This window comes from Erythrobacter sp. (assembly GCF_023653175.1).
Lineage (GTDB): Bacteria > Pseudomonadota > Alphaproteobacteria > Sphingomonadales > Sphingomonadaceae > Erythrobacter.
This window is the reverse complement of the sequence record NZ_JAMNXL010000073.1, coordinates 1-16,829: the sequence shown is the minus strand read 5'-3', so window position 1 is coordinate 16,829 and position 16,829 is coordinate 1. Positions and strand designations below refer to the sequence as shown.

Here is a 16,829-nt window from a genome sequence, read left to right as displayed (position 1 = left end):
GCCAAGGTGATCGTGCTTATCGCCGCGAGCCTCGCCATCGGCCGGGTGATCGACGAAAGCGGCGCGGCAGAGTGGCTGGGGCAGGGGCTCTCGCTGGGGCTCGCCTATCTCCCTCCCGCACTGGTGCTGGCGGCGATCATGCTGTTCGTGACGGTGCTCACCAACTTTGCCTCCAACGCCACCGCTGCGACCATCGGCACGCCGATTGCCTTTAATGTCGCAACCCAGCTGGGCCTGCCGCCCGAACCGATGGTGCTGGCGGTATTGTTCGGCTGCAATCTCAGCTTCGCGACGCCGATCGCCTATCAGACCAACCTGCTGATCATGTCCGAGGGCAATTACAATTTCGGCGACTATTTTCGCGCGGGCACGCCGCTGGTGGCGATCATGGTGACGGTGCTCTCAGTGCTGCTGACGCTGTGGTACGGGATGTGAGCGCGGCGACGGGCGCGGTCTAGAGACACATCAAGGGGAAGAGTGATGCGGATGATGGCGATCCTGGCAGGCGTGAGCGCGCTGGCGCTTGGCGCGGTGCCGGCGCAGGCCGACGAGCTGCGCGATGCGGTGGCTGCGGATCTGCCCGCGCTGGTTGAGCTCTACCGCGACCTCCACGCCAATCCCGAGCTCTCGTTTCAGGAGGTCGAGACCGCGAGGAAGCTCGCCGCCCGCGCCCGTGCGCTGGGCTTCACGGTGACCGAGGGCGTCGGCAAGACCGGCGTGGTCGCGGTGATGGAGAACGGGCCCGGCCCGGTGGTGCTGCTGCGCGCCGACATGGACGGCCTGCCGGTGGTCGAGCAGACCGGCTTGCCCTTTGCCTCGAAGAAGCGCGCCCTCGCCCAGAACGGGACCGAGACCGGCGTGATGCACGCCTGCGGGCACGACACCCATATGACCGCCTGGATCGGCACCGCGCAGCTGCTTGCCGCGCGCAAGAGCGAGTGGTCGGGCACGCTGGTGATGATCCTCCAGCCCGCCGAGGAGATCGGGCAGGGCGCCAAAGCGATGCTCGAAGACGGGCTGTTCACCCGCTTCCCCAAGCCCGACTACGTGCTTGCCTTCCACGATGCGGCGCAGTTCCCGGCCGGGCAGATCGGCTATTCGAAGGGCTTCGCGCTGGCGAATGTCGACAGCGTCGACGTGGTGGTGCCGGGAGTGGGCGGGCACGGCGCCTATCCGCACACCACCAAGGACCCGATCGTGATCGCCTCCAGCATCGTCATGCGTTTGCAGACGTTGGTCAGCCGCGAGCAGAACCCGAACGATCCGGCGGTGGTGACGGTGGGGAGCTTCCAGGCAGGCGCGAAGCACAACATCATCCCCGATGAAGCGCGGCTCCAGCTGACGGTGAGGAGCTATTCAGACGAGACGCGCAAGCGCCTGCTCGACGGCATCGCCCGCATTGCTAAGGGCGAGGCAATCGCGGCGGGTGTCCCCGAGGACAAGCTGCCGCGGGTGACGGTGCAGGACCCCTATACGCCAGCAACCTACAACACACCCGAATTCACCGATCAGGTAATGGCCGGGCTCAAGCCCCGCTTCGAGGGCCGGGTGTTCGAGGTGCCCGCGGTGATGGGCGGCGAGGATTTCGGCCGCTTCTACCGCGCCGACAAGGCCAATGTCCAAAGCCTGATCTTCTGGGTCGGCGGCGTGCCTCAGGCCGAGTGGGAGCGCGCGCAAAAGGGCGAGGTCGAGCTGCCCTCGTTGCACTCGCCGTTCTGGGCGCCCGACGCGCCGGTGGTGATCGCGACCGCCACCGAGGCGCTGACCGCGGCGACACTGAAGCTGATGGAGAAGTGATTTCCCGCCCTCAAGTCGCGAAGCGATAGGGCGACAAGGGCTCAAAAAATTCGGCCGCCGGAGCGGGCCCTTGCGGGCGCTCCGACGGCCGTTTCTCCTCCCCAGGAGAACTGTGAAACGGGTTACTCGCCCGAGGGCACGTAAGTGCCGAGGCGGTGGTGCAGGGCGTTGATCTTGGCCAGCTCCTCGCGATCCTCGGTGCTGCGGGCATGGCTTTCGAGGGCGCGGCGCAGCAGCTTCATGTCGGCGGTCGAAAGCAGCGCGCGGGCGCGGGCGGGTTCGGTCTTGGGGGTGTCGGTATCGGTCATGTCACTCTCCGCTCGGTGATGTCACCCGCGAGTCCTTAGGCGGCTTTCCGGGCAACCGGAAGGCTGCAAATCGCAGCCCTCCGGCCCTCTCCCGGGCGTTGGTTATGCCGCCTCGAACTGGTTCATGGTGTTGTGGGCGCCGCCGGCCTTCAATGCGGCTTCCCCGGCGAAGTATTCCTTGTGATCGTCACCAATGTCGGAGCCCGACATGTTCTGGTGCTTCACACAGGCGATACCCTGGCGGATCTCCTCGCGCTGCACGTTCTTGACGTAGCCGAGCATGCCCGCCTCGCCGAAATACTCGCGGGCGAGGTTGTCGGTGCTGAGCGCGGCGGTGTGGTAGGTGGGCAGGGTGATGAGGTGGTGGAAGATCCCGGCCCGGGCAGCGGCATCGCGCTGGAAGGTGCGGATCTTCTCGTCGGCTTCGTTCGACAGCTCGGTGCCGTCGTAGTCGACGCTCATCAGCTTGGCGCGGTCGTAAGCCGACACGTCCTTGCCCGCCGCTTCCCAGGCGTCGAACACCTGCTGGCGGAAGTTGAGCGTCCAGTTGAAGCTGGGCGAGTTGTTGTAGACGAGCTTGGCACCCGGCACGACCTCGCGGATGCGATCGACCATGCTCGCGATCTGCTCGACGTGGGGCTTCTCGGTCTCGATCCAGAGGAGGTCGGCGCCGTTCTGCAGCGAGGTGATGCAGTCGAGCACGACGCGATCCTCGCCCGTGCCGGCGCGGAACTGGTAGAGGTTCGAAGGCAGGCGCTTGGGGGCGAGCAGCTTGCCGTCGCGGCTGATGAACACCTGACCATTGGTGATGTTGGCGGGGTCAACTTCGTCCGCGTCGAGGAAGCTGTTGTACTGGTCGCCTAGATCGCCCGGCTCCTTCGAGAAAGCGATCTGCTTGGTGAGGCCGGCGCCGAGCGAGTCCGTGCGGGCGACAATGATCCCGTCTTCCACACCCATCTCGAGGAAGGCCATGCGGCAGGCGCGGATCTTCTGGAGGAAGTCCTCGTGCGGCACGGTGACCTTGCCGTCTTGGTGGCCGCACTGCTTTTCGTCCGAAACCTGGTTTTCGATCTGGAGCGCGCAGGCACCGGCCTCGATCATCTTCTTGGCGAGGAGGTAGGTCGCCTCGGCATTGCCAAACCCTGCGTCGATGTCGGCGATGATCGGAACGACGTGGGTTTCGTAATTGTCGATGGCGTTCTCGATCCGCTTGGCTTCGACTGCGTCACCGGCCTTGCGGGCGGCGTCGAGGGCGCGGAACATCATGCCGAGTTCGCGGGCGTCGGCCTGCTTCAAGAAGGTGTAGAGCTCTGCGATCAGCGCCGGCACCGAGGTCTTCTCGTGCATCGACTGGTCGGGCAGGGGGCCAAATTCGCTGCGCAGCGCGGCGACCATCCAGCCCGAGAGGTAGAGGTAGCGCTGCTTGGTGGTGCCGAAATGCTTCTTGATCGCGATCAGTTTCTGCTGCGCGATGAAGCCGTGCCAGCAGCCGAGCGACTGGGTGTATTGCGCGGGGTCTGCGTCATAAGCGGTCATGTCGGCGCGCATGATCCCGGCGGTGTACTTGGCGATGTCGAGGCCGGTGCGGAAACGGTTCTGGATCACCATGCGGGCGGCGCTCTCGGGGTCGATTGCGGCCCAGCTCGGCCCATTGGCGGCGACGACATCGCGCATCTGGGTGATGGTGTTCTGGTAAGTCATGTGCATCTCCTGTCCGTCGGCGGGGAGTGGTGCGAGGGCCGTTCGGACTCGCGCCGCTGGATGGGCACCATTTGCCGTGGTGCGGCGCAGCATGATAGGGAAACTTACAGGAAATCGTGTCGCTATCCGGACAATTGCCCGCGATCTTGTGTCAATTAGTAAATAAGTTTACAACGCCGCCATGGCCGATACCACCCTCCTCGCCGGACCCGCCCTGCGCCGCCTGCGCAAGCGCGAGGGCCTCACCCAAGCTAGCATGGCGAGCCTGCTCGGCATCTCGCCTTCCTACCTCAACCTCATCGAGCGCAACCAGCGCCCCCTCTCCGCGCGTGTGCTGGTGCAGGTGATCGAGCGCTTCGACTTCGATCCGCGCTCCTTGCGCGAGGATGACAATATCGGCGGGCTTGACGGGCTCGTGCGGCGCATGGCCGACAAGCGCTTCGCCGACCTCGGCATCGACCGCGAGGAGGTGCAGGAATTTCTCGCCGCCGCGCCGCAGGTCGCTGCCGCCTTCGCGCGGCTCTATGATGCCGGGGGAGGGGGCGAGCGGGTCGTCGCCGAGGATGCAGCCGCCGCCGTCCGCCGCGCGGTCGAGCGCTGGCAGAACCATTTCGCAGACCTCGACCACGCTGCCGAGGATCTTGCCGATGAACTTCGCCTCAGCCGCGGGGAGATCAGCGCCGCCCTGTCGGAACGCCTGCGCGAAAGGCACCAGCTCCAGGTGCGCATCCTCCCGGCCGAGGTGATGCCGGGGCAGGTCCACCGGCTTGACCTCCACGCCCGCCAGTTGCAGCTCTCCGAAATGCTCCCCGGCGCCGCGCGGCGGTTCCAGATCGCGCGGCAGGTCGGGCAGCTCGAAATGCGCGACGGGATCGAGACGCTGGTGACGGGCGCGAACCTTGCCAGCCCCGAGGCGCGTGACGCCTTTCGCGAGCACATCGCCGATTACCTCGCGGGCGCGCTGCTGCTGCCCTACCGCCGCTTCCTGCGCGCTTGCGAAGCGACCGGGTACGATCTCGCCGTTTTGCAGCGCCGCTTTGCGGTCAGTTTCGATCAGGTCGCCGAACGCCTCACCACGCTGGGCCGCATCGGCGAGCGGGGACTGCCATTCTTCATGGCGGTGATCGACAGGGCGGGGCGGATGACCCGCTTCACCGCCGGGGGGAGCGGGGCCATCCACCCGCTCGATGGCGCGCGCTGGCCCGCCTGGGTGCCCTATGCCGCCTTCGAGCGACCCGGCACCGTTCTCACCCAGGCCGCGACCTTCGGCGAGGGTGAGGGCGCGGGCGCCGCGCGCCACTGGTTCACCATCACCCGCACGGTCGATGGCGACGGGGTGATGTGCGCCGGCCGCCGCGCCGTTGTGCTGGGGATCGAGGCACGCTTTGCCGGAGACCTCGCCCACGCGCGCGGCCAATCGCTCGACCGGCTCGACGCCGTCCCGCTCGGCAGCCCCTGTGGTCGCTGCGGAAAGGCCGAATGCCTGAACCCCGCACCCGCCCGCCTCGCCAGCACGCTGCCGCGGCCGCGGGTGTAATTGCGAAAGCGGCGTTAACCCTCGCATCCCGCAGAAACGCGCGCGCTTTACAGTGGGGTGTAAAATTTACCGACACTTAAGGTCTGGGTCGTAAAAGCCGCAGGGCACGCACCAGAGGCCCCACTCGCGATGATCCGCCTGTTCAAGCATTACATCCCCCACGCCGTGCTGCTGCTCGGCCTGCTCGATCTCGGGCTGCTGGTGCTTGCCAGCGAGATCGCCTGGCAATGGCGCGCGGCACAGATCGGGATGGATCTGGGCGAATTGAGTGGCCGCTCCATGGCGCTGTTCGGCACGGCGATGGTGATCTGGCTGGCGATGATCGCGGTCGGGGTCTACGGGCCCAACGCGCTACGCTCCCTGCGCTTTGCCGGCGCACGCGTGCTGGTCGCGATCAGCCTCGGGATCATTGCGCTGGCGGTGGTCGACTTCGTCATCCCGAGCGAGCTGTTCTGGCGATCGACGCTGCTCTACACCATGGGGCTGGCGATCCTGGTGCTGGTCGCCGACCGGCTGCTGCTCAATTCCTTCCTCGGCTCCTCCGCCTTCCGCCGCCGCGTCATGGTGCTGGGCGCAGGCGACCGCGCGCAGCGGCTGCGCGAGCTGGGCGACAAGCCCGAGACCGGCTTTGCGATCGTTGCCTATATCGCCATGAGCGACAACAACCGGGTGGTCGAAGAGGCTATCCCGCGCTCGGCGATCCATGACCTTGGCCGTTTCGTCGAGAACCTCGGCGTTTCCGAGGTGGTGCTGGCGCTCCAGGAACGCCGCAATTCGCTGCCGCTAAAGGACCTGCTGCGCATCAAGACCAAGGGCGTCCACGTCAACGACTTTTCCAGCTTCATCGAGCGCGAGACCGGCCGCGTCGATCTCGACACGGTCAATCCCAGCTGGCTGATCTTTTCCGACGGCTTTTCGAGCAGCCGGATGTTCTCGAGCGCGTGCAAGCGCATCTTCGACATCACGGCGAGCTGCATCCTGCTGGCGCTGACGCTGCCCGTTATCATCATTTTCGCCGGCCTCGTGAAGCTGGACAGCAAGGGCCCGGCCTTCTTCCGCCAGAAGCGGGTGGGGCTCTATGGCGAGCCGTTCACGCTGATCAAGCTGCGCTCGATGCGCACCGATGCCGAGAAGGACGGGGCCAAATGGGCCGAGAAGGACGATCCGCGCATCACCCGGCTCGGGCGATTCATCCGCAAGGTCAGGATCGACGAACTGCCCCAGACCTGGAGCGTCTTGAAGGGCGAAATGAGCTTCGTCGGCCCGCGCCCCGAAGTGCCCTCCTTTGTCGAAAGCCTCGAGGAGGAGATCCCCTTCTATTCGGAACGCCACATGGTGAAGCCGGGAATCACGGGCTGGGCGCAGATCAATTACCCCTACGGCGCCTCGGTCGAGGACAGCCGCTGCAAGCTCGAATATGATCTCTACTACGCCAAGAACTACACGCCCTTCCTCGACTTCGTCATCCTGCTCCAGACGCTGCGGGTGATCCTGTGGCCGGAGGGTGCGCGGTGATCTGGATGGGCGCCATGCTGCCGCTGGCGGGCTTGCTCGCGTGGATCGCGGGGGCGGTGCTGAGTGCGGGCGCGATGCTGTGGATCTGGCGCAACGGCGAGCGCGCTCGCCCCGACCGCATCGGGCTGATGGCGGCGGCAGCGGCGAGCGCTGCATGGTGTGCGCTGGCCGCGATGCTGGGCCCCGAGCACGGCGTGGCGGTGATCGCGGCGATGGTGCGCAACCTTGCCCTGATCGCTACGATCTTCAGCCTGTTCGCCGCCGACGGCCGCAGCAACAGCCTCAAGCCCGTGCGCCCGGTGATCCTGGCGCTGGTGCTGGTGCAGCTGCTTCAGCTGGTGGTGCTATGGTTGGGCATCTCTCTGGGCGGCACCGAGGAAGTCGCGCGGGCCGCCTATGATGCGCGGGTGCTGATCGACATGCTGGTGGCAATCGGTGCGTTGATGCTGCTCCACAACCTCTATGCGGGCGCGGCGGCGGTGATGCGCCCGGTGCTGCGCTGGACCGGCATGGCGCTGACCGGGGTCTTCGCTTACGATCTCAACCTCCACACGCTCGCCTATCTCGGTGGCGCGATGCCGCCGCTGCTCGGCGATGTGCGCGGGCTGCTGGCGGGCGCGATGGCGGTGATCTTCGCGCTCGGCATGAATGCGGCGGGGCCTCGGGTGCAGTTCAGCCCCTCGCGCGCGGTCGCCTTCCGCACGCTCTCGCTGCTGCTGATCGGCGGCTATCTGGTCGGGATGGTGCTGATCGCCAAGTCGCTCGCCCTGCTTGGCGGCGATGCGGCGCGGGCGAGCCAGGCGGTGTTCGTGCTCGCCGCGATCATTGCCGCCGCCCTTGCCCTCCCGTCGCGGCGACTGCGCGGATGGCTGCGCGTAACTGCGACGAAGCACCTCTTCCAGCACCGCTATGACTACCGTCAGGAATGGCTGCGCTTCACCCGCACCATCGGCCGCGGCACAGCAGGCGGCGCGAGCCTCGAAGAGCGCGTGGTCAAGGCGCTCGCCGACATCACTGAAAGCCCTGCGGGCCTGCTGCTGATGCCCAACGAACAGGCCCAGCTCGAACTCACCGCGCGCTGGAACTGGCCGACCCTCGCCGTGCCTGCGATTGCGGGCGAATTCGCGCTGTCGGGCCTGCTCGAACAGCACAACATGGTGCTCGCCCTCGACGAGGCGCGCGAGGGGATCGACCACCACGGCGAGGCAGGCCATGTGCCCTGCTGGCTGATGGACGCCGAGGACGCCTGGGCGCTGGTGCCGCTGATCCATTTCGACCGCCTGGTCGGTGTGATCGTGCTCGCCCGCCCGCGCAATCCGCGGCAGCTCGACTGGGAGGACTTCGACCTGCTGCGGGTCGCCGGCCAGCAGCTGGCGAGCTACCTTGCCGAACAGGCCGGGCAGCAAGCGCTGATGGACGCGAGCCGCTTCGACGAGTTCAACCGGCGCATGGCCTTCGTGATGCACGACATCAAGAACCTCGTTAGCCAGCTCTCGCTGCTTGCCGCCAATGCCGAGAAGCACGCCGACAATCCCGCCTTCCGCGCCGACATGCTGGTGACCCTGAGGAATTCCGCCGACAAGCTCTCCGCTCTCCTCGCTCGTCTCGGGCGCTACGGGGCAGGGCAGGCTTCGGCGAGCGGCGACATCGAACTGGTCGCGCTTGCCAAGGCGCTGGCGGCGCGCTTTGCCGGTGTCCATCCGGTGCATCTCACCCGCGAGGAGCCGGTACGCGTGATGGGCAACCGCGAGGCGCTCGAGCAGGCGCTGATCCATCTGATTCAGAACGCGATTGACGCCAGCCAGAGCGGCACGCCGGTGTTCCTCGACGTCACCGCCGAGGGGCTCTCGGGCAGCATCGAGGTAGTCGATTCCGGCCACGGCATGAGCCCCGAATTCGTGCGCACCGGCCTGTTCAAGCCCTTCGTCTCCTCCAAGCCCGGCGGCTTCGGCATTGGCGCTTTCGAGGCGCGCGAGCTGGTCAAGGCGATGGGCGGGCGGGTCTCGGTCGAAAGCCGCGAGGGGCTCGGCACCCGCTTTGCCGTTGCCCTGCCGTTCGCCGAGGCCGCGCGCTTGCTCTGCGCCGGGGACAATCGTGACGCAGCCCACCAGGAGGCCCGATAATGCCCGAAAAGAAACCCGTACTGCTGGTGATCGAGGACGATCCGGGCCTGCAGGCCCAGCTCAAATGGGCCTATGACGATTTCGAGGTAGTGATCGCGGGCGACCGCGACAGCGCGATCACTGCGCTGCGCCATGAAATGCCCGGCGTTGTCACGCTTGATCTCGGCCTGCCGCCCGATCCCGACGGCACCACCGAGGGCTTTGCCGTGCTTGACGCGATCATGGCGCTGAAGCCCGACACCAAGGTGATCGTCGCGAGCGGCCACGGCGCCCGAGAAAGCGCTCTGGCGGCCATCGCGCGGGGGGCCTACGACTTCTACCAGAAGCCGATCGACATTGACGCATTGGGCCTGATCGTGCGCCGCGCCTTCAATCTGCGCACCATCGAGGAGGAGAACCGCCGCCTCGTCGCCTCGGCCAGCGCCGACAAGACCGTGCTCGGCCGGATGATCACCGGCGCGCCCGAGATGGTCAAGGTCGCCCGCACCATCGAGCGCGTGGCGCGCACCAGCGTCTCGGTAATGCTGCTCGGCGCGAGCGGGACGGGCAAGGAACTGCTCGCCAAGGGCCTTCACGATGCCAGCGACCGCGCGGGCGGGCCCTTCGTTGCCATCAACTGCGCCGCCATCCCCGAGAACTTGCTCGAAAGCGAGCTCTTCGGCCACGAAAAGGGGGCCTTTACCGGCGCAGTGAAAACCACCGAGGGCAAGATCGAAAGCGCCGACGGGGGCACGCTGTTCCTCGACGAGGTGGGCGACATTCCCCTGCCGCTCCAGGTCAAGCTGCTGCGATTCCTGCAGGAGCGGACCATCGAGCGCGTCGGCGGGCGCAAGGCGATCGCGGTCAATACCCGGATCGTGTGCGCCACCCACCAGGATCTCGAAAGCATGATCACCGCAGGCGCCTTCCGCGAAGACCTGTTTTACCGCCTCGCCGAGATCGTCGTGCGCATCCCGGGGCTGGCCGAAAGGCACGGCGATCCGGTGCTGCTGGCGAAAGCCTTCCTCAAGCGCTTTGCCGCCGAGATGAACCCGTCGGTCACCGGCTTTGCCCCCGATGCGCTCGCCGCGATCGATGCGCATGACTGGCCGGGCAATGTCCGCGAGCTCGAAAACCGCGTGAAGCGCGCAGTGATCATGGCCGATGGCAAGCTGGTCAATGCCGAGGACCTCGACCTTGCCGATCGCGAGAACGAGGACGCGCAGCTCCTCAACCTCAAGGCCGCGCGCGAGGCGACCGACCGGCGCGTGATCCGCCATGCGCTGGCCCGCAGCGAGGGCAACATCTCGAGCACCGCGAAGCTGCTCGGGATCAGCCGCCCGACGCTTTACGACCTCCTCAAGCAGTATGACCTTCAGGTCTAGCGCCCTTGCTGCCCTCGCAGGTGTGCTGGCGCTGGCGGCCTGCTCGCAAGCGCCTGCGCACCGAGCGCATCGCGGGATCGGGGAAGGCAGCCCGGCCTTCACCCGTCTGCTCGCCGATGCCGACAAGGCGATGGCGGACGGCGCGCTGGCCGATGCCGGGCGGATGCTCGACGAGGCGCGCGGCCTCGCGCCCGAAAGCCCCGATCTGTGGCTCGCCATCGCCCGGCTTCGCCTGCGCGGCGGCGAGCATCTGACCGCGCTCGAGGCGGCCGACCGCGCGCTTGCCTTCGGGCCCGCCCACGCGCCCGCACTGCGGCTGCGCGCGCTGATGGTGCGCGATGCCCACGGCGCGGCGGATTCGCTGGTCTGGTTCGAAGCCGCGCTGAAGGCCGACCCCGGGGACCCCGATACACTGGCCGACTATGCCGCAACCCTCGGCGATGCGGGCGAGGCGCGCGCCAGCCTCAAGGCGGCGCGCGCGCTTGCCGAAGCGGCGCCGGAAGACCCGCGTGCGCTCTACCTGCAAGCCGTGATCGCGGCACGCGGAGGCCAGTTTTCCATCGCCCGCAGCCTGCTCTCAAAGAGCGGCATGGCGGCGCGAGGCGTGCCGGCGGCGCTGCTGCTCGATGCGGCTATCAGCCTCGAGGAAGGCAATGCCGACAGCGCGGCGTCGAGCCTCGAGACCCTTGTGGCGCGCCAGCCCGCCAATGCGCGGGCGCGCGAACTGCTCGCACGGGCGATGTTCGATGGCCGGCGCGATGCCGAACTGGTGCGCCGCTTTGCCCCCGAGGCGAGCCTGCCCGAGCCTTCGCCCTATCTCCTGATGCTGGTTGCGCGCGCGCACGAGCGGCTCGGCGATCGCGCGGCGGCAGCGCCGCTGTTGGCGCGCGCCTATGCGCCGGCCCGCGCGGTCCCCGTGTTGCTAGGCCTGCGCGACAACATGCCGCCGCCCACCAATGCCATCCGAAAGATGCTGTGGAGCGGCAATGTCGCCGGTGCGCAGGCTGAAGCCACGGCGCTGCGCACGCGCTTCCCCGCCTCGGCCGATGTAGCCGCGTTGGCCGGAGACGCGCTGCTCGGCGCAGGCGATCCGCGGGCTGCGCTCACCGCCTATGCGCTCGCCTCCGAGGCGCGGCGGCCCTGGCCGATCACCCGCAAGGCGGCGTGGACCTTTGCCCGACATGGCAATCCGGCGGCGGCCGAAATGCTGCTCGCACGGCAGGTCGCGGGCGAGACCGAGAATGCGAGCGCGCTTGCGGCGCTGGCCGAGCGTCAGGCGGCGCGCGGCGACTGGCGGCGCACCGCGCTGCTGCTCGATCATGCGCTGGGCTTGCGCGCGGGACATGATCCCGCACTTCTCGATCTGCGCCTGCGCGCGGCACGGGAGTTGGGCAATATCGGCGAGGCCGAGCGCTTTGCCGCCCTGCTCGCCGAGTTGCGTCCGCGCAGCCTCGCCGCAAGATAGGCCCCGCTACCGCTCGACAATCGCGTGGCGGCAGGGCAGGGACGCCGCGCCCATGTCCCGCCTCCTGCAAGCCCTCCCCTTCCTGCGCGACCCGATGATCGCCGTGCTGGTGTCCGCGACCGCGCTCGCGCTGGTGCTGCCGGCGGCGGGGGAGGCGCGCAGCGCCGCGACCACCGTATCCAATGTCGGCATCTTCGTGCTGTTCCTCGTCAATGGCATGCGCATCCGCCGCTCCGAAATCGCGCGCGGTATCGCCAACTGGCGCTATTTTGGGCCGCTGATGGCCTTCGTTTTCGGCGCGATGGCGCTGCTCGGCCTCGGCTTCGGGTGGTTGGCGGGCGCGGTGCTGCCGCCGCTGGTGGCGCTGGGCTTCGTGTTCCTCGGCTGCCTGCCCTCGACCGTGCAATCGGCGACCTCTTACACGAGCCTTGCCAATGGCAATGTCGCGCTGTCGGTGGTCGGCGCGGCGCTGATCAATATCGCGGGCGTGCTGTTGAGCGCGCCGCTCTTCGCCGCTGTCGGCGGGGTAGGGGCCGGGGATATCGGGGGCGAGGCGATTGTGCGCATCGGGCTGATCCTCGTCCTGCCCTTCGCCATCGGACAGGCGGTGCAGGACCGCTTCATCGATCAGCTGGTCGCGCACAAGGCCACCGCTGCCTGGCTCGACCGCGCGGTTATCGGGATCGCGGTCTTCGTCGCCTTTTCGGGCGCGGTCGAACAGGGGCTGGCGACGATGTTCGCGCCTGCCGACTGGGCCGCGCTGGTGGCGCTGGTGCTGGCGATGCTGGGGCTGGCGCTCGGCGCGGCTTGGGGTATGGGCGCCTTGCTGGGGCTGGCGCGGGGCGACCGCATCGCCTTCCTCTTCGCCGGATCGCAGAAGAGCGTCGCGATCGGTGCGCCGCTCGCCGCGATCCTGTTCCCCCCTGCGAGCGCGGGCTTCGTGATCGCGCCGCTGCTGCTCTATCACTTCGCGCAGCTGGTGCTTGCCGCGCCGCTGGCGATGCGCTTGGCGAAAGGCGCGGAAGGCTAAGCCTTGGGTTGGTAGGTTTGGTCGCTGGTGGGGAAGCTGCGGCTTCGCACTTCCTCGGCATAGCGCGCCACCGTCCGGTCGATCACGCCCGCGATGTCCTCGTAGCGCTTCACGAAGCGCGGCACGCGCTCGAACATGCCGAGCATGTCCTCGGTGACCAGCACCTGCCCGTCGCACTGCGCCGAGGCGCCGATGCCGATGGTCGGGCAGGAGACCGCCCTGGTGGCGGCGATGGCGATGGGTTCGACCACGCCCTCGATGACGATGGCGAAGGCCCCAGCTTCATCCAAAGCCTTGGCGTCGCTAACGATTTTCTCAGCCTCGGCGTCCGAGCGCCCCCGCGCGCCATAGCCGCCGAGCACATTCACGGCCTGCGGGGTGAGGCCGACATGGCCCATCACCGGAATGCCGCGGCTGTTAAGGAAGGCGACTGTCGGCGCCATCGCTGCCCCGCCTTCGAGCTTCACCGCAGCCGCGCCCGTCTGCTTCATCAGATAGGCCGCGCTCTCGAAAGCTTGGCTCGGCAAGGCCTCATAGGAGCCGAACGGCATGTCGATGACCACCACCGAATGGTACGACCCCCGTACAACCGCCGCGCCATGATTGGCCATCATCTCGAGCGTGACGGGCACGGTCGAGGGCAGGCCGTAGATCACCTGCCCGAGCGAATCCCCGACCAGCAGCAGATCGCAATGCGCATCGAGCAGCTGCGCCTGGCGTGCGGTATAGGCTGTGAGCATCACCAGCGGCTCGCCCGTTACCCCATCGCCTTTGCGCGCCCGGATCGCGGGCACGGTGAGCCGCCGCATCGGGGCCGGGGTGGGATTGGCGCGGCTTGTGCTGGTGTCGAGCTGGAAGGTCGTGGACATGCCCACGGGTCTAGCGCCTGCGCGCCCCGGGGGAAAGCCCGTGCATTGCCGCTTGTCTTGTGTGCATGTTGCGCTAGCGTGACGCCCTGACGATCGCGCGAGGGGATTTTGCGCGATCAGTGGGAGACCTATTCCAGATGTTTCTTGATCGGGTAAAGCCGCTCGATGCGATTCTCGCGACGGCGGAGAAGAAATCGCTGCACCGCTCGCTGGGCTGGTTCCAGCTGACGCTGCTCGGGATCGGGTGCGTTATCGGCACTGGCATTTTCGTTCTGACTTCGGTTGGGGCGCAAAAGGCTGGGCCGGGCCTGATGATTGCCTTTCTGATTGCCGGGCTCGTATGTATCGTTGCCGCGCTTTGCTATGCTGAGATCGCATCGATGATCCCGGTTGCAGGTAGTGCCTATACCTATAGCTATGCCACGATCAGCGAATTCTTCGCATGGACTGTCGGCTGGGCGCTGATCATGGAATACGCGATCGCTGCTTCGGCGGTTTCAGTCGGTTGGTCGGGGTACTTCAACGGAACGATCTTGGGCGGAATGGGCTGGCAGTTGCCAGCCTGGCTCAGCGCCGGCCCGCTCGCCTTTGGCGGCGCGGAAGGCGGGTTGATCAACCTTCCAGCACTGCTGATCGCTCTTTTGATGACCTGGCTGCTTGTGGTCGGCACTAGCGAAAGCGCCAAGGTCAATGCGGTTCTCGTGGTGGTCAAGGTCACGGCCCTTTTGGCCTTCGTCGGTATCACCCTGACCAGCGCCGAATTCAGTATGGAGCGGTTCAATCCCTTCTTGCCTGCAGGTGTTTTCGGCGGGTGGGGATCGGGCGTCGGCGCGGTCGGTGCTGCGGCGACGATGTTCTTTGCCTATGTCGGCTTCGATGCTGTCTCTACGGCCGCCGAGGAGACCAAAGACCCGCAGCGTAACGTGCCGATCGGACTGATCGGCTCGCTGCTGTTCTGCACCTTGTTCTACATTCTGGTGGCAGCGGGGGCCATCGGTACGCTCGGCGGTCAGCCTATTCTCGATGCGATGGGGCTGCCGTTGGAGGCCGGGTCGCAAGAACTCGCGCGCCAGTGTGCGATGCCGCAATATGCCGAAGCGCTGGTCTGCTCGAATGAGCCGCTGGCCCACGTGCTGAAGGTGCTTGGCTTCTCCTGGATCGGCAATGCCGTCGGCCTTGCGGCGATCATCGCTCTGCCTTCTGTCATTCTGGTGCTGATCTTCGGCCAGACCCGCATCTTCTTCGTGATGAGCCGCGACGGTCTCCTGCCCGAACGGCTCAGCACGGTGCACCCGAAGTACAAGACGCCCCATATCGTCACGATTATCACAGGCGTCGCCGTGGCGGTTGCCGCGGCGTTCTTCCCGGTTGGCAAGCTGGCGGACATCTCGAATGCGGGCACGCTGTATGCGTTTTTCATGGTGGCTGTCGCCGTGATGATGCTGCGCAAGAACGATCCTGACCGCAAGCGGCACTTCCGTGTGCCCTTCGTGTGGATTGTCGCACCGGCAACCATCATTGGTTGCGTGTTGCTGTTCTTCAACTTGCCGATCGAGGCGATGCTGTTCCTGCCTGTTTGGGGTGCGGTCGGGGTCGTGATCTATTTCGCCTACAGCCGCAGCCACAGCCACCTGGGGCGCGGGGTCATCGAGGTGGTCGACGATATAGGCGGCGAAGAAAAGATGGTGCCGATCGATACAACGAAGAGCTGATCGCCGGACCTTGTTGTGGAAAGATGCGAAGGGCCGTCCGGTAAGGGCGGCCCTTTTGCTTTGTGCCGGCGGAGCGATTGCCAAGACGGGCATGTTGGAACATAATGCGAACATATGAGTCGTTCCACCATGTTCTCCAAACCCTCGCCCGCCCGCGTCCTGTCGCGCCCCTTGCCCGAGCCGCGCTGGCGGCCGGGGCTGGCGGCGCAGCCGTTCCACTCGGAAATCTTCGCGCCCGCCAATGAGGCGAGCGGGGCGGGGCTGGCGCTGGCGCTGGCACGCGATGCGCTCGCGGCCTCGGGGGAGGGGGAGGACACGCGGCAGGTGCTGTGGGTGCAGGACCGCGCGGCGATCCGGCAGGGCGGGCGGCCGTGCCTTGCGGGCCTGCCGGCCGACCTTGCCCACCGCCTGATCCACGTCGCCGCCGCCACGCCCGAGGACGCGCTCTTCGCGCTGGAGGAGGGCCTCAAATGCCGTGACCTCGCCTGCGTGATCGGCGAGATCGCGGGAAATCCGCGCGCGCTCAACTTCACCGCCTCGCGCCGCCTCAGCCTCACGGCCGAGAAGCATGGCGTGCGGCTGTGGCTCGTGCGCCTCGATGCCGCGCCCGACCTGTCCTCGGCCCGGATGCGCTGGCAGGTGCGCGCCGCCCCTTCCGCGCCCGGCCGCTGGGACGCGTCCGCCCCCGGGCCTGCAACATGGTACGCCGAACTGTTCCGCGCGCGCACCCACCAGCCTGGCCAATGGAGCCTCAGCGATGACGCCGGAACCCTGCGCCTCGCCAGCGAGCCCGACTTCGACACCACCGCGCCGGATCTTGTCCATCTGGCTCGCCCGACTGTCGGTCGATCGCTGGCGGCGCGCGTCCACGCCTGAGGCGGATGCTGCACCCACCGCGCTGATCCTCGAGACCGCGCACGGCCCCCGCATCACCGCCGCCAATGACGCAGGCCTTGCCGCGGGCGCGCGCGTCGGCATGCTGCTCGCCGACGCCTGCGCTCTGTGCCCCGATCTTGCCGCTGTCCCCGCCGATCCGGCGGGCGATCTCGCTTGCCTCGAGAAGCTCGCCCTGTGGGCGCAGCGCTGGGGGCCGTGGAGCGCGCTTGACCCGCCCGATGGTCTGCTGGTCGATGTCACCGGCGTCGCGCACCTGTTCGGGGGCGAGGCGCGGCTTCTGGCCGACGTCGCCGCCGCCTTCGCCCAGCGCGGCCTCACCGCCCGGGCCGCCCTCGCACCGACGGCCGGGGCGGCCTGGGCGCTTTCGCATTACGCCCGCCCGAGCGCGATCCTTGCACCCCAAGACGATCCATTGCGCCTCCTCGCCGATCTGCCGGTGGCAGGGCTCCGCCTCGACGACGACGTGCTCACCGCGCTGCGCCGCCTCGGTATCAAGCGCCTCGGCGAGCTT

14 protein-coding genes are annotated in these 16,829 nt (G+C 67.5%); 11 read left to right on the top strand and 3 right to left on the bottom strand.

Annotation, left to right across the window (positions count from 1 at the left end):
• Positions 1 to 435: SLC13 family permease (locus NBV68_RS09815; RefSeq protein ID WP_296309305.1), on the top strand; the 435-nt coding region annotated here is incomplete at its 5' end.
• 45 nt (positions 436 to 480) lie between these two features.
• A complete protein-coding gene (locus NBV68_RS09810) occupies positions 481 to 1,797 on the top strand; it encodes an amidohydrolase (RefSeq protein WP_296309304.1) in 1,317 nt (438 codons plus the stop codon).
• Between the two features lie 122 nt (positions 1,798 to 1,919).
• On the opposite strand, the gene NBV68_RS09805 is transcribed toward NBV68_RS09810, so the two are convergent.
• Together NBV68_RS09805 and NBV68_RS09800 are read right to left on the bottom strand one after the other, a co-directional pair.
• Positions 1,920 to 2,105: a hypothetical protein gene (locus tag NBV68_RS09805; protein ID WP_296309301.1), complete on the bottom strand. Its 186-nt coding sequence runs from the start codon at positions 2,103 to 2,105 to the stop codon at positions 1,920 to 1,922.
• A gap of 102 nt (positions 2,106 to 2,207) precedes the next feature.
• On the bottom strand, positions 2,208 to 3,806 hold the full coding sequence (locus NBV68_RS09800) for an isocitrate lyase (protein ID WP_296309299.1): 1,599 nt from the start codon (positions 3,804 to 3,806) through the stop codon (positions 2,208 to 2,210).
• 181 nt (positions 3,807 to 3,987) lie between these two features.
• On the opposite strand from NBV68_RS09800, the gene NBV68_RS09795 reads away from it, so the two are divergent.
• The 6 genes from NBV68_RS09795 to NBV68_RS09770 all read left to right on the top strand — a co-directional run bounded on the left by NBV68_RS09795 (position 3,988) and on the right by NBV68_RS09770 (position 12,840).
• Positions 3,988 to 5,343 carry a helix-turn-helix transcriptional regulator gene (locus tag NBV68_RS09795; RefSeq protein ID WP_296309296.1) on the top strand — a complete coding sequence of 452 codons (1,356 nt, stop codon included), beginning with the start codon at positions 3,988 to 3,990 and terminating at the stop codon, positions 5,341 to 5,343.
• Positions 5,344 to 5,472: 129 nt separating this feature from the next.
• Complete coding sequence (locus NBV68_RS09790; RefSeq protein WP_296309293.1) at positions 5,473 to 6,858, top strand: TIGR03013 family XrtA/PEP-CTERM system glycosyltransferase; 1,386 nt, start codon at positions 5,473 to 5,475, stop codon at positions 6,856 to 6,858.
• Positions 6,837 to 8,981 (top strand): XrtA/PEP-CTERM system histidine kinase PrsK, encoded by a 2,145-nt coding sequence (gene prsK / locus NBV68_RS09785; protein WP_296309289.1) that lies wholly within the window; start codon positions 6,837 to 6,839, stop codon positions 8,979 to 8,981. Before NBV68_RS09790 ends, prsK begins: the two co-directional genes overlap by 22 nt.
• Entirely contained in the window at positions 8,981 to 10,345 is a 1,365-nt protein-coding gene (gene prsR, locus NBV68_RS09780) for a PEP-CTERM-box response regulator transcription factor (protein ID WP_296309286.1), read from the top strand. Before prsK ends, prsR begins: the two co-directional genes overlap by 1 nt.
• Positions 10,329 to 11,810: a hypothetical protein gene (locus NBV68_RS09775; RefSeq protein ID WP_296309284.1), complete on the top strand. Its 1,482-nt coding sequence runs from the start codon at positions 10,329 to 10,331 to the stop codon at positions 11,808 to 11,810. Before prsR ends, NBV68_RS09775 begins: the two co-directional genes overlap by 17 nt.
• Before the next feature lie 52 nt (positions 11,811 to 11,862).
• Positions 11,863 to 12,840: a bile acid:sodium symporter family protein gene (locus tag NBV68_RS09770; protein WP_296309281.1), complete on the top strand. Its 978-nt coding sequence runs from the start codon at positions 11,863 to 11,865 to the stop codon at positions 12,838 to 12,840.
• Here the strand turns inward: NBV68_RS09770 and panB are convergent.
• Positions 12,837 to 13,709: a 3-methyl-2-oxobutanoate hydroxymethyltransferase gene (gene panB / locus NBV68_RS09765; RefSeq protein WP_296309278.1), complete on the bottom strand. Its 873-nt coding sequence runs from the start codon at positions 13,707 to 13,709 to the stop codon at positions 12,837 to 12,839. The genes NBV68_RS09770 and panB overlap by 4 nt on opposite strands.
• A 137-nt stretch (positions 13,710 to 13,846) precedes the next feature.
• Between panB and NBV68_RS09760 the strand changes: the two genes are divergently transcribed.
• From NBV68_RS09760 to NBV68_RS09750, 3 genes are all read left to right on the top strand, one after another.
• Complete coding sequence (locus NBV68_RS09760; protein ID WP_296309276.1) at positions 13,847 to 15,421, top strand: amino acid permease; 1,575 nt, start codon at positions 13,847 to 13,849, stop codon at positions 15,419 to 15,421.
• Positions 15,422 to 15,535: 114 nt separating this feature from the next.
• Positions 15,536 to 16,297 (top strand): recA-like protein, encoded by a 762-nt coding sequence (locus NBV68_RS09755; protein WP_296309274.1) that lies wholly within the window; start codon positions 15,536 to 15,538, stop codon positions 16,295 to 16,297.
• Positions 16,179 to 16,829: DNA polymerase Y family protein (locus NBV68_RS09750; protein ID WP_296309272.1), on the top strand; the 651-nt coding region annotated here is incomplete at its 3' end. The genes NBV68_RS09755 and NBV68_RS09750, both read left to right, overlap by 119 nt.